The organism is Selenomonas sp. WCT3, from assembly GCA_900100835.1.
Taxonomy (GTDB): Bacteria; Bacillota; Negativicutes; order Selenomonadales; family Selenomonadaceae; genus Selenomonas_A; species Selenomonas_A ruminantium_E.
Window position 1 is genome coordinate 17554 of the sequence record FNCM01000003.1, and the last position, 16471, is coordinate 34024.

Here is a 16471-nt window from a genome sequence, read left to right on the forward strand (position 1 = left end):
ATGAAATTAGAAGGTAAAGTATGGCGCTACGGCGACAATATTGATACCGATGTCATCATTCCGGCTCGTTATCTGAATTCGTTTGATCCGAAGGAATTGGCCAGCCATTGTATGGTAGATATTGATGAAAGCTTTTCCCAGAATGTAAAAGCTGGCGACATCATGGTGGGGGGCAAGAACTTTGGCTGTGGTTCTTCTCGTGAGCATGCACCAGTAGCAATCAAAGCCTCTGGGGTGCCGGTAGTTATTGCGGCTAATTTTGCCCGTATCTTTTACCGTAACGGCATCAATATTGGGCTGCCACTTTTGGAAATCGGTGATGATGTGGAAAAAATCAATGCCGATGACCAGCTGCGGGTGGATACGGCCACGGGGGTAATTGAAAACGTCACGACCGGGGATGTATTCCACGCCAATCCGCTGCCGGGCTTTATCCAGGACATTGCCAAGGCCGGCGGCCTCATTAACTACATAAAGGAGAAAAAATAACTATGGCTTATAAGATTACGGTAATTCCGGGAGACGGCATTGGCAAAGAAATCACCGATTCGGCTGTAGCCGTTTTAAAGAAAGCCGATGAGAAGTTTGGTCTGGGGCTCTCCTTTGATTATCACGATGCCGGCGGCACGGCCTACGATAAATTTGGTACGCCGTTGCCAAAGGAAACCATCGATGCCTGTAAGGCGTCGGATGCAGTGCTGTTTGGCGCTGTGGGCGGCGACAAATGGGACAATGTGGATCCGGCCCTTCGCCCGGAGAAGGCAATCCTTGGCCTGCGCAAGAACTTGGATCTCTATGCCAACCTGCGCCCGGTCAAAGTGGCCGATGCTCTGGTGGATTATTCCCCCCTTAAACCAGAGCTGGTAAAAGGCGTGGATCTGGTTATTGTGCGTGAGCTGGTGGGGGGGATCTATTTCGGCGAAAAATGCGAATCGGAGCAGCACAATGGTGCGGAACGCGCTTGGGATTTGGAGAATTATTCCGTTCCCGAGGTGGAGCGCATCGCGAAGCTCGCTTTTGAGACGGCGAAACTGCGCCGCGGAAAAGTTACGTCGGTGGATAAGGCAAATGTGCTGGCCACGTCCCGTCTCTGGCGCCGTACGGTGGGCAAAGTGGCAGAAAACCATAAGGATGTGGAGCTTAACAACCTCTACGTCGATAACTGTGCCATGCAGCTGGCAATTCGTCCCACTCAGTTTGATGTAATCGTAACGGGCAATCTGTTTGGGGATATCCTCTCTGATGAAGCGGCGGTGGTGGGGGGGTCCATTGGCATGATGCCATCCGCATCCATCGGTACCTGCACGAGCCTTTACGAGCCGATTCACGGCAGTGCGCCGGACATTGCTGGCAAGGGCATTGCCAACCCCATGGGAACGATTCTATCGGCGGCAATGCTGCTACGATATTCCCTTCATGAGGAGGCCGCTGCCAAGGCCATTGAGGCTGCGGTGGATAAGGCCTTGGCAGATGGTTATCGCACGCCGGATCTCTGGAAAGAAGGATTTTCGAAGGCAAATACCGAAGAGATTACACGGGTAATCTGCGAGCGGATTTAAGTCTTCCTCACTGGGGGTAGGCTGTTAGGAGGCGATCGTTTGAAAGGTGCACAAGCAGTAGCGGCCTGCCTCAAGGAGCAGGGCGTTACCACGGTTTTCGGATACCCCGGCGGCATGATTTTGCCGCTATACGATGCGTTTTACGATGACAAAGATATCCAGCAGGTGCTGGTAACCCATGAGCAAAATGCGGCTCATGCCGCAGATGGTTATGCCAGGGCTTCAGGGAAAGTCGGCGTCTGCATTGCCACATCAGGCCCGGGGGCGACGAACCTCGTAACGGGAATTGCCACGGCCTTTATGGATTCTATTCCGCTGGTGGCGATTACCGGCCAGGTCGATACGACCTTGCTGGGCAAGGATGCCTTCCAGGAGACGGATATTCTGGATGTCACCATGCCCATCACGAAACACAATTACAAGGTAAAGGATGCCCGTCAGTTGGTGCCGACCATTCGCGAAGCCTTTAAGCTGGCCCGCCAGGGGCGGCCGGGGCCCGTGCTGGTGGATGTGCCGCGGGATTTGTTCTTTGCCGAGGTAGAGTATAGGGCTCTGGCGTCAGCGGAAAAGCGGCAGGGGGAACCGGATGCGGATTTTCTGATTTGTGCCGCTGAGGCAGCAGGAGAAATCCTTCGCGCCAAACATCCCGTGGTTATCGTGGGGGGCGGCGTCATTTCGGCCGGAGCATCGGCTGAGGTCATTGCCTTTGTAGAAAAATTCCACTTACCCGTGGTACATACCTTGATGGGGCTGGGGGCAATCCCCAGTTCCCATCCTCAGTCCTTGGGCTTTGCCGGAATGCACGGCGAAAAAGCCGCCAACCATGCAATTGCCGCCGCTGACTTGGTGGTGGCAATCGGCAGTCGTTTCGGTGACCGCCAGACGGGAAACCTCAAGAAATACACCCAGGATACGAAGTTCATCCACATCGACATCGATCCGGCGGAGATTGACAAGAATGTGCGCAATACCTTAGGATTGGCTGGTGATATGAAAAAGATACTGGCCTTGCTCATGCGCCATGAGCCCCGCGGTGACCTTAGCGATTGGTGGGCGAAAATCCGCAAATGGAAGGAATCCTACGAATACGATTATCATCTGAACCGTCTGACGGTGCCCTGGGCCATGCACCAAGTAGCCGTCAGTACCAAGGGCAAATCCTATGCCTATGCCACCGATGTGGGGCAGCATCAGATGTGGGCGGCGCTTCACCTTCGCGTGGAGGAACCGCGGACATGGCTGACTTCTGGCGGCTTGGGAACCATGGGCTTCGGCCTGCCGGCAGCGATGGGGGCACAGCTTTCTTATGGCAACAGCCGGCGGGTTATCCATGTGGCCGGCGATGGCGGCATCAAGATGACCGGCAATGAGTACTATACCATTGCCCGGCTGCAGCTGCCGATTATTTCCCTAATCGTGAACAACACGAGTCTGGGCATGATTCGCCAGCTCCAAAAGGTCATGTACAAGGAGCGCTACATCGCCTGTGAGTTCGACTATCCCATGGACTATGTCGCCTATGCGCGAAGCTTTGGCATCGAAGCTGAGAGCGTATCCACCCAGGAGGAATTTGCTGAGGCTTTGCAGAGGGCTTTAGAGGATAAAGAGCATCCCCGGGTTATTGTGCTTAATGTCTGGCGGAGTTTTGTGGAGCCCATGATAAAGGGCGGCGCCCGCATTGACGAGTTCGTTGAATTTAAATAACAACTCCATATAAAAGAAGGAAAATCATCTCGGTTTGTTGTATAATATTAAAGATACAATGAATTTCGGAGGTGATTTTCTTTTGATAAAAAAGGGAATAATACTGGCAGGCGGTTCGGGGACACGGCTCTATCCGCTCACAAAAGTTGTCTCCAAGCAGCTGATGCCGGTATACGATAAGCCAATGATATATTATCCGCTAAGCACCTTGATGCTGGCGGGGATTAACGACATCCTGATTATCACGACGCCGGAGGACCAGGAGCTGTTCCGGCAGCTGTTAGGGGACGGCCGCCAGCTGGGAATCCAGATATCCTATGCGGTTCAGCCAAGTCCCGATGGTTTGGCCCAGGCCTTCTTGATTGGTGAGGAGTTCATCGGTGGTGAAGCCTGTGCGCTGATTCTCGGCGACAACATCTTTTATGGCTCGGACCTGGCACAGGCCATGCAACGGGCGGCTGCACTTGATGAAGGTGCGACGGTATTTGCTTATTATGTTTCAGATCCGGAACGCTATGGCGTGGTGGAATTTGATGCTGAGGGAAAAGCCTTGAGTCTTGAGGAAAAACCAAAGGCACCAAAGTCGAACTATGCCGTTACGGGACTGTATTTTTACGACAAGGATATTGTCGATATCGCTAAGACCATCCGGCCATCGGCCCGGGGGGAATTGGAGATTACCGATGTCAATAAGGTCTATCTGGAGCGTGGAACGCTGCAGGTGGAAAAGATGCGCCGCGGCTATGCTTGGTTGGACACCGGAACCCATGAATCCCTGCTGGATGCTGGCGCCTTCGTGCGTACCATTCAGGCTCGGCAGGGCTTAAAGATTGCCTGTTTAGAAGAGATTTCCTATCGCATGGGGTATATCGATGCGGCCCAGGTGGAAAAATTGGCTCAGCCGTTGCTGAAAAATGAATACGGAAAATATTTGATTAATATGCTGAAAGAGTGAAAGAATTGAAAGCAACAGAAACAAAATTAAAAGGCGTGTTTGTGCTGGAACCTCAGGTGTTCGGTGACGAGCGCGGCTGGTTTATGGAGAGCTGGTCTCAGCGCAAGATGGAAGAGGCTGGCATAAAGGTGGACTTTGTGCAGGACAACCAATCCTTCTCAGCGCAGAAGGGAACGCTTCGCGGTCTTCATTACCAGCTGAATCCAAAATGCCAGGCCAAGCTTCTTCGCTGTACTCGCGGCAAGATTTTTGATGTGGCGGTCGATATCCGCAAGGGGTCGCCACAGTACGGCCAGTGGGTAGGGGTTGAGCTCTCGGCTGAGAACAAGAAACAGCTCTTCATCCCTCGGGGATTTGCCCATGGTTTCATTACCTTGACCGATGATGTAGAAGTACAGTACAAGGCTGACAATTACTATGCACCGGAATGTGATGGCAATATCCGTTGGGACGACCCGGATATTGGGGTAGCGTGGCCAATCGAGCCGGTCATTTTGTCCGACAAGGATAAGAAAGCCCCAACGCTCAAGGAAAGAGCAGCAAATCACCTCAACTTTGTGTATGAGGATTGATAGGAAAGAGGTAATGATATGAATATCGTAGTAACTGGTGGAGCCGGTTTTATCGGTTCGAATTTTGTGTATTATATGCTCAAGAAGCATCCCGCGGACAAGATTATCTGCTATGATAAGCTCACCTATGCCGGGAATCTGGAGACGCTGGAAAAGGCACTGACGAAGGAAAACTTCAAGTTTATCCGTGGGGATATTGCTGACCGCACCCAGGTCTATAAGATGTTCGAGACGGAAAAACCGGATATCGTCGTAAATTTTGCTGCCGAATCCCATGTGGACCGGTCAATCGAAAATCCGGAAATCTTTCTGCAGACCAATGTCATCGGTACTAGCGTGCTGTTAGATGCCTGCCGCAAGTACGGCATTGACCGCTATCATCAGGTATCGACAGATGAGGTCTATGGTGATCTTCCTCTGGACCGTCCGGATCTGTTCTTTACGGAGACGACGCCGCTTCATACGTCGAGCCCGTATTCTTCTTCGAAGGCTGGGGCAGATTTGTTGGTTCAGGCCTACCATCGCACCTACAAGATTCCAGTGACCATTTCCCGCTGCTCCAATAACTATGGTCCTTTCCACTTCCCGGAAAAGCTCATTCCGCTGATGATTATCAATGCGCTGTCGGATAAGAAGCTGCCGGTTTACGGGGATGGCCTCAACGTTCGTGATTGGCTCTATGTCGAAGACCACTGCGCAGCTATCGACCTCATCCTGCAGAAGGGAAAAGTCGGCGAGGTGTATAATATCGGCGGCCATAATGAGCGTTCCAATATCGATGTGGTCAAAACCATTTTGAAGGAACTGGGCAAAGGCGAGGAAAACATCGAGTATGTAACGGACCGTAAGGGCCATGACCGCCGTTATGCCATCGACCCCACCAAGATTCGCGAGGAACTGGGCTGGGAACCGACGACGAAGTTCGAGGACGGAATCAAGGAAACCGTAAAATGGTATCTGGATAATCGCGATTGGTGGATGGGCATCATCAGCGGGGATTATCAGACCTATTATGAACGCATGTATGATACGCGAGCGAAATTGGAGTTCGCGAAAATCTAATCGTGTGTAAATTTTAAAAATAAGGGGTTGACATGATGATGCCAACCCCTTATAATATTATCTGTTGACAGCAACAAGTTAATAAATAACGGAACATTCTGGGGGCATAGCTCAGCTGGGAGAGCGCTTGCATGGCATGCAAGAGGTCAGGAGTTCGATCCTCCTTGTCTCCACCATTTACAATGTTCGGTTTATAACAATGGGGGCGTAGCTCAGCTGGGAGAGCACCTGCCTTGCAAGCAGGGGGTCAGGAGTTCGATTCTCCTCGTCTCCACCATCGAATGTAACAGGACTTAGCAGATTGCTAAGTCCTTATTTTGTTTTTTATTTACCTTGCTGATATAATCAGAAAATTATTGACTTTCTCAAAATGGCGCGCTATAATAGAACCAAATAAAGGAACTGATTATTCTGAAAAGGTAATAGCTAGCCAACGGAGAGTCAGCTTCCTAAAGTGTACACGAGCTGATTAAGGAGGGGAGTCCGATGGGCCCGTAAGAGTACCCAAAAGGTAACCAAATGAAGACGAAAAAAGTAAATCGAGACGAATAGCAGTCAATGGATGAAACACATCATTGGCTGCTATTTTTGTATTGACTGCATATATGTAATATTGTAAAGCGAACTGCAGTTTTGAGATTGACACAGATTCGCAATTATATTAACATATATAACAATATACACAGGCACAGTGTACTATTGCTTTAGGTAGATTCATAGGTATCAAGAAAGAAGGGGTTACGTTGGCATTCTATTTCAAAGAACCATCACACACTTTTGGCGAGTATTTGCTTGTTCCGGGATATTCTTCGGACAAATGTATTCCGAACAATGTATCGCTCAAAACTCCGCTGGTAAAGTTCAAAAAGGGTGAGGAGCCGAAAATCTCCATGAACATCCCGATGACTTCTGCTATCATGCAGGCGGTTTCGAACGATAAGATGGCAATCGCACTCGCTCAGGAGGGTGGCGTATCCTTTATTTATGGTTCGCAGACGATTGAAGAAGAAGCAGCGATGGTGGCTCGCGTTAAAAACTATAAATCTGGTTTTGTAAGTTCTGATTCCAATATCAAGCCGACTACGACGCTTGGTGAAATTCTGGAGCTCCTGCAGAAAACGAGTCATTCTACGATGGCCGTTACTGAGGATGGTACGCCAGACGGTAAACTGCTGGGTATCGTTACGAGCCGTGACTATCGTGTTTCCCGCATGTCGCTGGATACGCAGGCCAAAGAATTCATGACCCCGTTTGATAAGCTGGTTTACGCAAAAGCTGAAGAAGTAACGACAATCAGCCAGGCCAATGACCTGATTTGGGAAAATAAGCTCAACATGCTGCCAATCGTTGATAAAAACCAGCACCTCCGTTACATGGTATTCCGCAAGGACTACACCAGCGATAAGGAACATGAACTTCAGCTCATCGACAAAAATAAGCGCTACATCGTTGGTGCAGGTATCAACACCCGTGACTATGCCGAGCGCGTTCCGGCCCTCTTGAAGGCTGGTGCGGATGTACTCTGCATCGACTCCTCGGAAGGTTTTTCCGAGTGGCAGCGCATTACGCTGAAATACATCCATGAAAACTTTGGCGAAGATGTCAAAGTTGGTGCTGGCAACGTCGTTGACGGTGAAGGCTTCCGCTTCCTGGCTGAGGCTGGAGCAGACTTCATCAAAGTTGGTATCGGCGGCGGCTCCATCTGCATCACCCGTGAGACGAAGGGCATCGGCCGCGGCCAGGCTACGGCACTTATCGACGTTTGCCGTGAGCGCGATAAATACTACGAAGAGACGGGCATTTATATCCCCATCTGCTCCGATGGCGGTATCGTTCATGATTATCACATGACGCTGGCACTGGCAATGGGCGCTGACTTCCTGATGCTGGGTCGTTATTTCTCCCGCTTCGACGAAAGCCCGACGGACAAGGTTAAGGTCAATGGCACCTACTACAAAGAGTATTGGGGTGAAGGTTCTAACCGTGCTCGCAACTGGATGCGCTATGACCTGGGCGGCGCTCGCAAGCTTTCTTTCGAAGAAGGCGTTGATTCCTATGTACCTTATGCCGGTCCTTTGAAGGACAACGTTCAGACGACGCTGGCCAAGATTCGCAGCACCATGTGTAACTGTGGTTCCCTGAGCCTGCCGGAATTCCGCGACAAAGCAAAACTCACGCTGGTATCGGCTACGAGTATTGTGGAGGGCGGTTCCCATGACGTCATCCTCAGAGACCGTCTGGGCCGTGAATAATAGCTTTCCAATTGGACACCGTAATTACATATGGATTAATTCGGAACGGATTTCTTAGGAAATCCGTTCTTTTTTCATAGGAATTTCAAGAAAAGCAGGATATAATAGTAGTTAAGATAAAATTTTCGGGAGGCATTTACGATGCGCGTACTTTTAGCAGAGGATGACAAGCGGCTGGGAAAGCTGATTCAATACATGCTGGAGCAGAATGATATCCAGGTAGAGTGGGTAACCAATGGCAACGATATTTACGAATATGCCAAGTACAGTGACTACGATATTCTGGTGCTGGATTGGATGATGCCAGGGGTAACTGGCGTGGAAGCTTGCAGCCGCCTGCGCCACGAAGGCTATGAGAAGGCAATCCTGATGCTGACGGCGCGCGATTCCGTGGAGGACCGCGTAACCGGCCTGGATGCTGGTGCCGATGACTATTTGGTAAAGCCCTTTGAATTTGCTGAACTGCTGGCGCGTCTGCGGGCTTTGGGCCGTCGCAGTACCCAGAAAATCCAGCAGGATGTGGTGGAAGTTGGCGATTTCACCTTGAACCGCACGGCAAAAGTTCTCAAGAAGAAGGACGATGTGATTCAGCTGTCCCCGCGGGAGTTTCAGATTTTCGACTTGCTGGCCCAGAACATCGGCATCGTCGTTCCCCGGGATATTATTCTTGACCGCATTTGGGGCTTGGAATCGGATGTCAGCTCCAACAATATCGACTCGTATATGAAGATTTTGCGTAAAAAGCTTGACCTTGGTGATGGGGATACGATTATCAAGACGGTTCGTGGCGTTGGGTATAAGTTGGAGGCCCATAAGTAATGACAGAGAACCTTTTTGGTAAGAGCCGGCGAAAACTTACAATGCTGTATTCGCTGGTTATGATTATTTTTTTGGCTGTGTTGATTTTTGCCATGCACCAATCCATGGAATGGTCCATTCGCTCGGAGCAGGCAAGGGAGCTTTGGGATACGGCAGATAACGTTGCCGAAGCACAAAAATACCTCAATCAGCATCCGGAACTGGTCATCGATGATACGGTGGCCTATAAGAGCACCAATGACCGCCTGTTCTTTTATGTGTTTGATGACGATGGGCGTTTGCTGAACTTTGCCCGGGCCTCCTTTCGCATCGAGCCCTTTATCCTGGATGTCATGAATCAGTGGAATTCCGGGGAAGGGGAAGTGGCTGTCGTCACGAAACCGCGGGAAAATGGTCACAAGACGAAAATCATGATGACTATGCAGAAGATTGAGCAGCCGGGGATGACACCCCAGACGGTTTACGTGGGAAAAGATGTCACGGCGTTGTACAATGGCATGGAAAAAGCCACGACCATCATGGCAGGCCTTGGCTTGCTGGCACTGATTGTGGCTACGATTGTCGGCCATATCCTCTCCGGCAAGGCAATGGTTCCCCTCAAAGCTGCCTATGAAAAACAGCGTCAGTTTGCCGCCGATGCCAGCCATGAGCTGCGCACGCCGCTGGCTGTCGTCATGGCGTCGGCAGATCTTTTGCAGAACGACCCCTCCATAAAGTCGCCCTTCCTCAAGCAGGTCATTGAAGATGTGCGGGATGAAGTCAAGAAAATGACGAAGCTGGTGGGAGACCTTTTGGTGGTTGCCCGCAGTGATAACAAGGCTTTGAAGCTCAAGCCGTCGAAGTTTGATTTTGGAGCTGTGGTAGCACAGACGGCAAGGCTTATGGCCCCGCTGGCGGAACAGAAAAAGATTACCCTGGTGGCTGACCGGCTGCCCAAGGCAGTTATCCATGCTGACGAGCAAAAGATTCGTCAGCTGGTGCTGATTTTGGTGGATAATGCGGTGAAGTACACGCCGGAGGGCGGAACGGTAACCGTCGAATTTCGCAAGGCAGAAAAGGGCAAGGTGAGTCTGGCGGTAGCCGATACGGGAATTGGCATATCCCCAGAAGACCAGGAAAAAGTCTTTGATCGCTTCTACCGCGTGGATAAGGCCCGTTCTCGTGAAATGGGCGGCAATGGCTTGGGACTTGCCATTGCCCAGGAGATTGTCAACCTCCACCACGGGGATATTCGCATCGAAAGTGAATTGGGCAAAGGTACGACCTTTATCGTCACCCTCAAGACAAAAGTCAAAGGGAAGACAAAGCCCCTTAATATGATTTAAAAAGCATAAAATATCTCGATGGGTTAGCAGGATTTACGCCGAAGGATAACGAACTATAAGGTAGTTAAGTATGCGCAAGTTTTTGCAGCGGAGGTGTGTTCATGAAGCATGATGGTTTTGATGAACGCCTTGATGGAATTCTTGTACGGGCTGCCATTCGTCTCCAGGAGAGAATGAGGCTGGCGTATACTCGGGGGAACTTGTCTGCTTATTTGAACCGCATCGGATTAGGACAGCTTTTGGAGCCTTCGCTCTTGGCGCGCGGCAGTCTTTTGGAACTTCAGGATGAAGCGGCCATTGCGTTAGCCAAGTCTATCCGCAGGGCAAGATTAAGAGGGTATCTTAAGGATTTTCTGGAGCAGATTAACATGCTGGAATTGTTGGAGCAGGGCAAAGGGGCGAATTTGCACAAGCCTTCACGCAATCACGAGCATAAGGTGAAGAAGAAAAAATCCTATCTGAAGATGGTTGAGGGCGAAAATAAGCGTTCGGCTATGTCAGAAGCTGAGAAGAAGGAACTCCTGAAGAATTTCAAGGTAATTAAAACATGAAAAAGAGGGCTGGGGACAGTCCTCTTTTCGTATATCAGATGCCTTTTATGCTTTCGGTAATTTTGTCAAGCTGCTCGGCAGTGGGGAGGTTAGCAATGCGGATAGGGGGCAGGATGATTTCGATGCCGGCGGCTTTTAGTTCGGCTTCAACCTGGGGGATGCTTTGTCCGCCCCAGCCATAGGAGCCAAAGGCGAACCCCACGTGATTCTTCGGGGCAAGCCCTTTGAGATAGCACAGGAAGCTGGCGATGGTGGGCATCATCTGGTTGTTGATGGTGGGGGAGCCTACAGCCAGGTATTTGCTGGTAAAGATGTCCGTGACGATATCCGAAAGGTGGTTTTCCTTGATGTCGTAGAAGGCAGCGGGGATACCCCGTTGCTGGAAGGCTTCGGTGATGGTGCGGGCCATGGCCTCGGTGGAATGCCACATGCTGTCGAAGACGACGACGGCACGCTTTGAGACTTCGCCGGCGGCCCACTTTTGGTAGCAGGCCATGATATCTGGGATGTGTTTGCGCCAGATGATGCCGTGTCCCGTGGCCAGCAGCTGGATGTCGAGGTCCTTAAGTGCTTGCAGGGCTGTTTGTGCCTGCCGGCCGTAGAGCATGAGGATATTGGCATAATATTTCTTGGCCTCGTAGAGGACGGTGGAAAGGTCATTTTCCTCATCAAAGCGCTGACTGGAGGCTAAGTGCTGACCAAAGGCGTCGTTACAGAACAGGATTTTTTCCTCGGGACAGTAGGTGACCATGCTGTCAGGCCAATGAAGCATGGGGGTTGGTACGAATTGCAATTTGCGCTGGCCGATAGACAGGACATCCCCGGCCTTGATACCTTCGTAGGCGAGTTCGCCATAGCGTGCCTTCAGCCCCTTCAGACCATTGGGCAGGGTGGTGATGATTTTTGCCTTAGGACAGTGCCTAGCAAGAATCCCCAGGGAACCCGAGTGGTCCGGTTCGGCATGATTGGAGATGATATAGTCGATTTTGGCGGGCTCTATGACTGAGGAAATCCGTTCGAGCAGTTCACCTGCGAATTGCTCTTTTACGGTATCGATCAAGGTGATTTTGTCATCGAGAATCAGATAAGCGTTATAGGTTGTGCCGCGGCCGGTTTGGTAGCCGTGAAAACTGCGCATGGACCAGTCAATGGCACCTACCCAGTAGATATCCTTTTTGATTTCAACTGCTTTCATGGATATTGCCTCACTTTCGACTAGGATTTTATACTATACCCCAATATTCTGCAAATGTGTGCAATTACCTGCTCTGCGTGTTAAAATAAAGCTATCATGATAAGGTAAGGTGAAGGATCATGCGTCATAAGTTTCAGGATATGAACAAAAAACAGCAGATTATCGCAGCGGTTGCCTGTTTGGCAGTGTTATCCGTTGCGCTTTATTTGTATTTTGGCAATGCCAGGGATACGAAAAAGGTGGTGCGTCATGGCAATCCGCTGGTCAAAGTACAGAAAGTGGTGCGTCAAGATATGATGCGGCACATCGCCCTGTCAGGCCAGACGGTGGCAGATGCCAATATCCCGCTGGCACCGAAATACACGGGGCGCATTACGGCGGTAAATGTCAAATTGGGTGATGTGGTCAAGGCTGGTCAGGTACTTATGGTTCAGGACACGGCGGATCTGGATATCTCCATCAATCAGAATGCGGCGGCAGCTAATGCGGCTCAGGCCGATGCCCGCGAGGCCGCTGCTTCTTATGACGCAAATTACATCAAGGCGAAGAATGCCTATGAATTGGAGCTGGCACGTTATCAGCGCAATCAGTATCTCTTTTCGATTGGGGCGATTTCGCAGGATAAACTCGATTCGGTGGAGCAGGAATACATGGCCAGCAAAGCCGCTTTCGATGTGCTGGCCAATCAGGTACAGGGTGGTGATGCGGCCAGTGTCCAGTCTAAAGAATATACGGCCGAAAAGCAGCGGCATGCCACCGATGCCTTGCGCAAACAGCGGGAGGATATGATTTTGCGGGCGCCGCGGGATGGTGTCATCGGCTACCGGAATGCCGAAGTCGGGGCCATCGTATCGGCAGGTACGAAGGTGCTGTCGTTGGTGGATAACAGCCATATCAATGTGGACTGCACCCTGTCTGAAAGCGACGCGGCGATTCTCGAACCTGGCATGGATGTCAATGTGACCATCGATGCCATGGGACAGGATTATGTAGGGCGAATTGTTTACGTGAGCCCGGCAATGGACGACAGTTCCAAAACCTATCAGGTGCGCATTGAGCTTAGTGAGAGCAAGGATGCCATCAAAGCCGGACTTTTTGCCCATACGGCTATCGATATTCTCCAGCGGCGGGATACGCTCTTTGTCCCCAAGGCGGCGGTGCTCTCGAAAAATGGCAGGCAGACGCTCTTTGTGCTGCGTGATGATGGTACTGTGGAAGAACGAGAGGTCAAGATCGGGCTCATGAATGATGACGATGAAGAGATTATCGATGGCCTTGAAGATGGCGATACGGTTATCCTGTCCAATCAGGATAAGCTCCAGACCGGTACGAAGGTCGATGTAGCAGAGCAGGATGCGGAGGCAGCGGAATGAATCTGACACGTTTTTCGATTAACCGGCCCGTCGGCATTTCGATGATTGTCATGTTTTTCGTGGTGCTGGGGCTGTATAGCTATTATCGCATCGGCGTTGAATTGCTGCCAGCGCTCAACACGCCGTATGTCACGGTATCGGTAAAATATCCGGGAGCTAGTGCCGATTCTGTCGAACAGGAAGTGGTAAAACCGGTGGAAGATGCCCTTTCTTCGGTGTCAAATGTCAAGAAGATCACTTCGACGGCCAGCTATGAGCGGGCCCGTATCATGCTGGAACTGAATTTTGATGCCAATGCCGATACGGCGGCCATTGATGCCACCAAGAAAGTGGAGGCCATCAAAAATAAATTGCCTGATGAGGCGGATTCGCCGGTAGTCATCAAGCGCGATATCAACGCCAAGCCCATAGTGGAACTGGCGGTTATCAGCCAGCACAGTTTAGCGGATACCTACTCCATGACGGATAATACCTTCCAGGAGGTGTTGCAGCAGGCCGGCGGCGTTTCGGAAATCGAGCTACACGGCGGCCGGGATAAAGAAGTGGCGGTGGAAGTCGACCGCGACAAGATGGCGGCCTATAAACTGACACTGAGCAAGATAAGCTCCGCAATCCGCAATGAGAATCAGCTGTTGCCATCGGGCTCTGTCTACACGGAGACAACAAAATCGGATGTCCGGGTTATCGCGCAATACAAGACAGCTAAGGACATCGAAAAGGTACAGGTGCAGAACACCGAGGGCAAGATGATTCCGCTGACGGCAGTGGCGACCGTCCGGGAACAGGACGCGCGCATTGCCCGCTATGGGCGGCTCAATGGCCAGGATGCCATCAACGTATTGGTGTACAAAAACAGCGATGCCAATGTGGTGGAGACGGCGGGCAACATCCTAAAAGCCGTGGAAAAACTGCGAAAGAATTATCCGGACTATCAGTTTGTGGTGGTTTCCAACGATGCCGATTATGTGGAGGATTCCCTTCATAATACATTGGGAACATTGGTGGAAGGCCTCATAACGACGGGCTTGGTGCTGTTTTTGTTTTTGCGCGGCTGGCGCTCTACGGCGGCTGTTATGGTGGCAATCCCGACTTCGCTGATTGCCACGTTCTTTGTTATGTATATTGCCGGCTTTACCTTCAATATGATGTCCTTGATGGGAATGACCCTTTGCGTTGGTATCCTGGTGGATGACTCCATCGTCGTGCTGGAAAATATCACCCGCCATTTGAAGATGGGGGAGGAGCCGAAACTGGCGGCAGAGAAAGGGCGAAATGAAATCGGTATGGCAGCAATCGCCATAACCCTTTGCGATGCGGCGGTATTTATGCCAATCGCCTTTATGGAGGGAATGACTGGTCAATATTTCCGTCAGTTTGGCCTGACCATTGTCTTTGCCGGTTTTTTCTCGCTGTTCGTTTCCTTTACCTTGACGCCGATGCTGGCATCAAGGCTTTACAGGCACGGCTACCATCCGCAAAAGACGAAGTTTTGGGCCTATATGGACCGGATGGAAAACAATGCAGTGGAATATTATGAGAAAATCCTGCGCTGGAGTCTTGGTCATCAGAAGAAATTAATCGGCATCATTACGGTGATCTTTATCGGCGTGGTTTCGATGGTTCCGCTGGGGCTGGTAGGGTCTGAGTACATGCCGCAGACCGATGAATCGAGCTTTACCATCAACATCCAGGGACAGATCGGTTCTTCCGCCGAGGAGACAAACCGCGTTGCCAAAAAACTGGAGGGGAAACTGGCCCAAATCCCGGAGGTCAAAAATTACATGACCCATGCAGGTGGCTCTACTGCCTATGAGGGGCGCATCAAAGTCCAGCTCTATGACCGCAAAGACCGGTCCCGCTCCGTATGGGAAGTGGCCAATGAAGTTCGTCGCTTTGCCAATGATATCAAGGATGCGGACATCCGCGTAGCGGAGACCCAGAGCAATGTTGCCGGTATTTCAGGGGGAGGCGGTGCCCGCAATGGCGGCGGTGCCCTGCAGATTGAGCTACGTGGCAATAATACGGAAGAACTTAATGCAGCCGCCGAGCGGGTCATGAACATCTTGCAATCCGATGTCAAGGGAGTTACAGATGTCAACAGTTCTTATACGGAAGGCATGCCGGAGCTGCAATTGACCGTTGACCGTCAGAAACTAAAGACCTATGGAACTTCGCTGGCTGATGTGGATACGGCCTTTGCTTCGGCAATCTCGGGCCTGTCGGCGGGGGAACTGAAAAACGATGCGGCCAACAGTGGCCTCGATACCAATATCAAAGTCCGGTTTAAGGGGGCCGATGGCTACAAGTCGTCGGATGTCGCCCATGTGCCGATTTCTGCCGGTGGTAAGCTCATTTATCTTGGGGATGTGGCTGAAATCAAGAATGGCCGCGGCCCGGTATCTATACGCCGGGTGGATAAACAGCGGGCTATTGCCGTTGGCGCCAACATCAGCGGCCGACCCATCGGTGACGTGATGAGCGATGTAAAAAAAGCCATGAAAAAGGCTAGCCTGGGGGATACGGTTACCTACCAGTTCAAAGGACAGGCAACCCGGATGAACGATACCTTTTCAGACTTGTTGAGCGCGCTTTTTCTGGCATTAGTGCTTATCTATATGCTGCTGGCAGTGCTTTACGAGTCGGTCATTACGCCGTTTATCCGCATGTTTTCCCTGCCGCTGGGCATCATCGGCTCGATTCTATTATTGTTCCTCACCCATAACACCTTGAATCTCTATTCGATGATAGGTATTTTGGTTATGGACGGTATCGTGGCTAAGAACGGTACCTTGCTGATTGATTACACGCTGACTTTGATGGATCGCGGGAAAACTGCACGGGAGGCCATTATTGAGGCTGGGCGGGTAAGGCTCAAGCCAATCTTTATGACCACCATCACGATGATGGTTGGCATGTTGCCGACAGCATTGGCTATGACCGCAGGTTCGGAGACACGCGTGTCCATGGCTTGGGTTATCATCGGCGGTCTTTTGACCTCTACGGTGTTTACGCTCATCGTCATTCCTATAATTTTTTTGTGGTTTTATCAAAAAAAGGAAAAAAAGACTTGCGTTAATCCGAAGACTGCGTTATAATAGTTTCTG

13 protein-coding genes and 2 tRNA genes are annotated in these 16471 nt (G+C 50.9%); 14 read left to right on the forward strand and 1 reads right to left on the reverse strand.

The genetic code is table 11. The features are described from left to right. From BLQ36_RS03335 to BLQ36_RS03390, 12 genes are all read left to right on the forward strand, one after another. Entirely contained in the window at nucleotides 1–489 is a 489-nt protein-coding gene (locus tag BLQ36_RS03335) for a 3-isopropylmalate dehydratase small subunit (RefSeq protein WP_074513971.1), read from the forward strand. A 2-nt stretch (nucleotides 490–491) separates the two neighbouring features. Continuing rightward, nucleotides 492–1559, forward strand: coding sequence for a 3-isopropylmalate dehydrogenase (gene leuB / locus BLQ36_RS03340; protein ID WP_074513972.1), 1068 nt, complete (start codon nucleotides 492–494; stop codon nucleotides 1557–1559). Nucleotides 1560–1598: 39 nt separating this feature from the next. After that, entirely contained in the window at nucleotides 1599–3263 is a 1665-nt protein-coding gene (gene ilvB / locus BLQ36_RS03345; protein WP_074513973.1) for a biosynthetic-type acetolactate synthase large subunit, read from the forward strand. Between the two features lie 82 nt (nucleotides 3264–3345). After that, nucleotides 3346–4218: a glucose-1-phosphate thymidylyltransferase RfbA gene (gene rfbA, locus BLQ36_RS03350; RefSeq protein WP_074514165.1), complete on the forward strand. Its 873-nt coding sequence runs from the start codon at nucleotides 3346–3348 to the stop codon at nucleotides 4216–4218. Between the two features lie 5 nt (nucleotides 4219–4223). Further along, nucleotides 4224–4790: a dTDP-4-dehydrorhamnose 3,5-epimerase gene (gene rfbC / locus BLQ36_RS03355; RefSeq protein WP_074513974.1), complete on the forward strand. Its 567-nt coding sequence runs from the start codon at nucleotides 4224–4226 to the stop codon at nucleotides 4788–4790. Nucleotides 4791–4808: 18 nt separating this feature from the next. Next, nucleotides 4809–5852 (forward strand): dTDP-glucose 4,6-dehydratase, encoded by a 1044-nt coding sequence (gene rfbB, locus BLQ36_RS03360; RefSeq protein ID WP_074513975.1) that lies wholly within the window; start codon nucleotides 4809–4811, stop codon nucleotides 5850–5852. Between the two features lie 100 nt (nucleotides 5853–5952). After that, nucleotides 5953–6028 (forward strand) — tRNA-Ala (locus BLQ36_RS03365). A 25-nt stretch (nucleotides 6029–6053) separates the two neighbouring features. Next, a tRNA-Ala gene (locus tag BLQ36_RS03370) sits at nucleotides 6054–6129 on the forward strand. A 466-nt stretch (nucleotides 6130–6595) separates the two neighbouring features. Continuing rightward, on the forward strand, nucleotides 6596–8104 hold the full coding sequence (locus tag BLQ36_RS03375) for an IMP dehydrogenase (protein WP_074513976.1): 1509 nt from the start codon (nucleotides 6596–6598) through the stop codon (nucleotides 8102–8104). Between the two features lie 141 nt (nucleotides 8105–8245). Further along, nucleotides 8246–8923, forward strand: coding sequence for a response regulator transcription factor (locus BLQ36_RS03380; protein WP_074513977.1), 678 nt, complete (start codon nucleotides 8246–8248; stop codon nucleotides 8921–8923). Continuing rightward, entirely contained in the window at nucleotides 8923–10248 is a 1326-nt protein-coding gene (locus BLQ36_RS03385) for a sensor histidine kinase (RefSeq protein WP_074513978.1), read from the forward strand. The genes BLQ36_RS03380 and BLQ36_RS03385 overlap by 1 nt, the downstream gene beginning before the upstream one ends. Nucleotides 10249–10349: 101 nt before the next feature. Then, entirely contained in the window at nucleotides 10350–10799 is a 450-nt protein-coding gene (locus BLQ36_RS03390; RefSeq protein WP_074513979.1) for a hypothetical protein, read from the forward strand. A gap of 34 nt (nucleotides 10800–10833) precedes the next feature. Here BLQ36_RS03390 and BLQ36_RS03395 read toward each other — a convergent pair whose 3' ends face one another. Then, nucleotides 10834–11994, reverse strand: coding sequence for an FprA family A-type flavoprotein (locus BLQ36_RS03395; protein ID WP_074513980.1), 1161 nt, complete (start codon nucleotides 11992–11994; stop codon nucleotides 10834–10836). Between the two features lie 119 nt (nucleotides 11995–12113). Here BLQ36_RS03395 and BLQ36_RS03400 point away from each other — a divergent pair, with 119 nt between their 5' ends. Beyond that, on the forward strand, nucleotides 12114–13367 hold the full coding sequence (locus BLQ36_RS03400; RefSeq protein WP_074513981.1) for an efflux RND transporter periplasmic adaptor subunit: 1254 nt from the start codon (nucleotides 12114–12116) through the stop codon (nucleotides 13365–13367). Then, on the forward strand, nucleotides 13364–16462 hold the full coding sequence (locus BLQ36_RS03405; protein ID WP_074513982.1) for an efflux RND transporter permease subunit: 3099 nt from the start codon (nucleotides 13364–13366) through the stop codon (nucleotides 16460–16462). The genes BLQ36_RS03400 and BLQ36_RS03405 overlap by 4 nt, the downstream gene beginning before the upstream one ends. The last annotated feature ends 9 nt before the right edge of the window (nucleotides 16463–16471 follow it).

What these genes read in the sequence shown, in the direction of transcription:
- BLQ36_RS03335 (WP_074513971.1), top strand. Translation starts at nt 1, where the DNA reads ATGAAATTAGAAGGTAAAGTATGGCGCTACGGCGACAATATTGATACC.
- leuB (WP_074513972.1), top strand. Translation starts at nt 492, where the DNA reads ATGGCTTATAAGATTACGGTAATTCCGGGAGACGGCATTGGCAAAGAA.
- rfbB (WP_074513975.1), top strand. Translation starts at nt 4,809, where the DNA reads ATGAATATCGTAGTAACTGGTGGAGCCGGTTTTATCGGTTCGAATTTT.
- BLQ36_RS03380 (WP_074513977.1), top strand. Translation starts at nt 8,246, where the DNA reads ATGCGCGTACTTTTAGCAGAGGATGACAAGCGGCTGGGAAAGCTGATT.
- BLQ36_RS03385 (WP_074513978.1), top strand. Translation starts at nt 8,923, where the DNA reads ATGACAGAGAACCTTTTTGGTAAGAGCCGGCGAAAACTTACAATGCTG.
- BLQ36_RS03390 (WP_074513979.1), top strand. Translation starts at nt 10,350, where the DNA reads ATGAAGCATGATGGTTTTGATGAACGCCTTGATGGAATTCTTGTACGG.
- BLQ36_RS03395 (WP_074513980.1), bottom strand. Translation starts at nt 11,994, where the DNA reads ATGAAAGCAGTTGAAATCAAAAAGGATATCTACTGGGTAGGTGCCATT.
- BLQ36_RS03400 (WP_074513981.1), top strand. Translation starts at nt 12,114, where the DNA reads ATGCGTCATAAGTTTCAGGATATGAACAAAAAACAGCAGATTATCGCA.
- BLQ36_RS03405 (WP_074513982.1), top strand. Translation starts at nt 13,364, where the DNA reads ATGAATCTGACACGTTTTTCGATTAACCGGCCCGTCGGCATTTCGATG.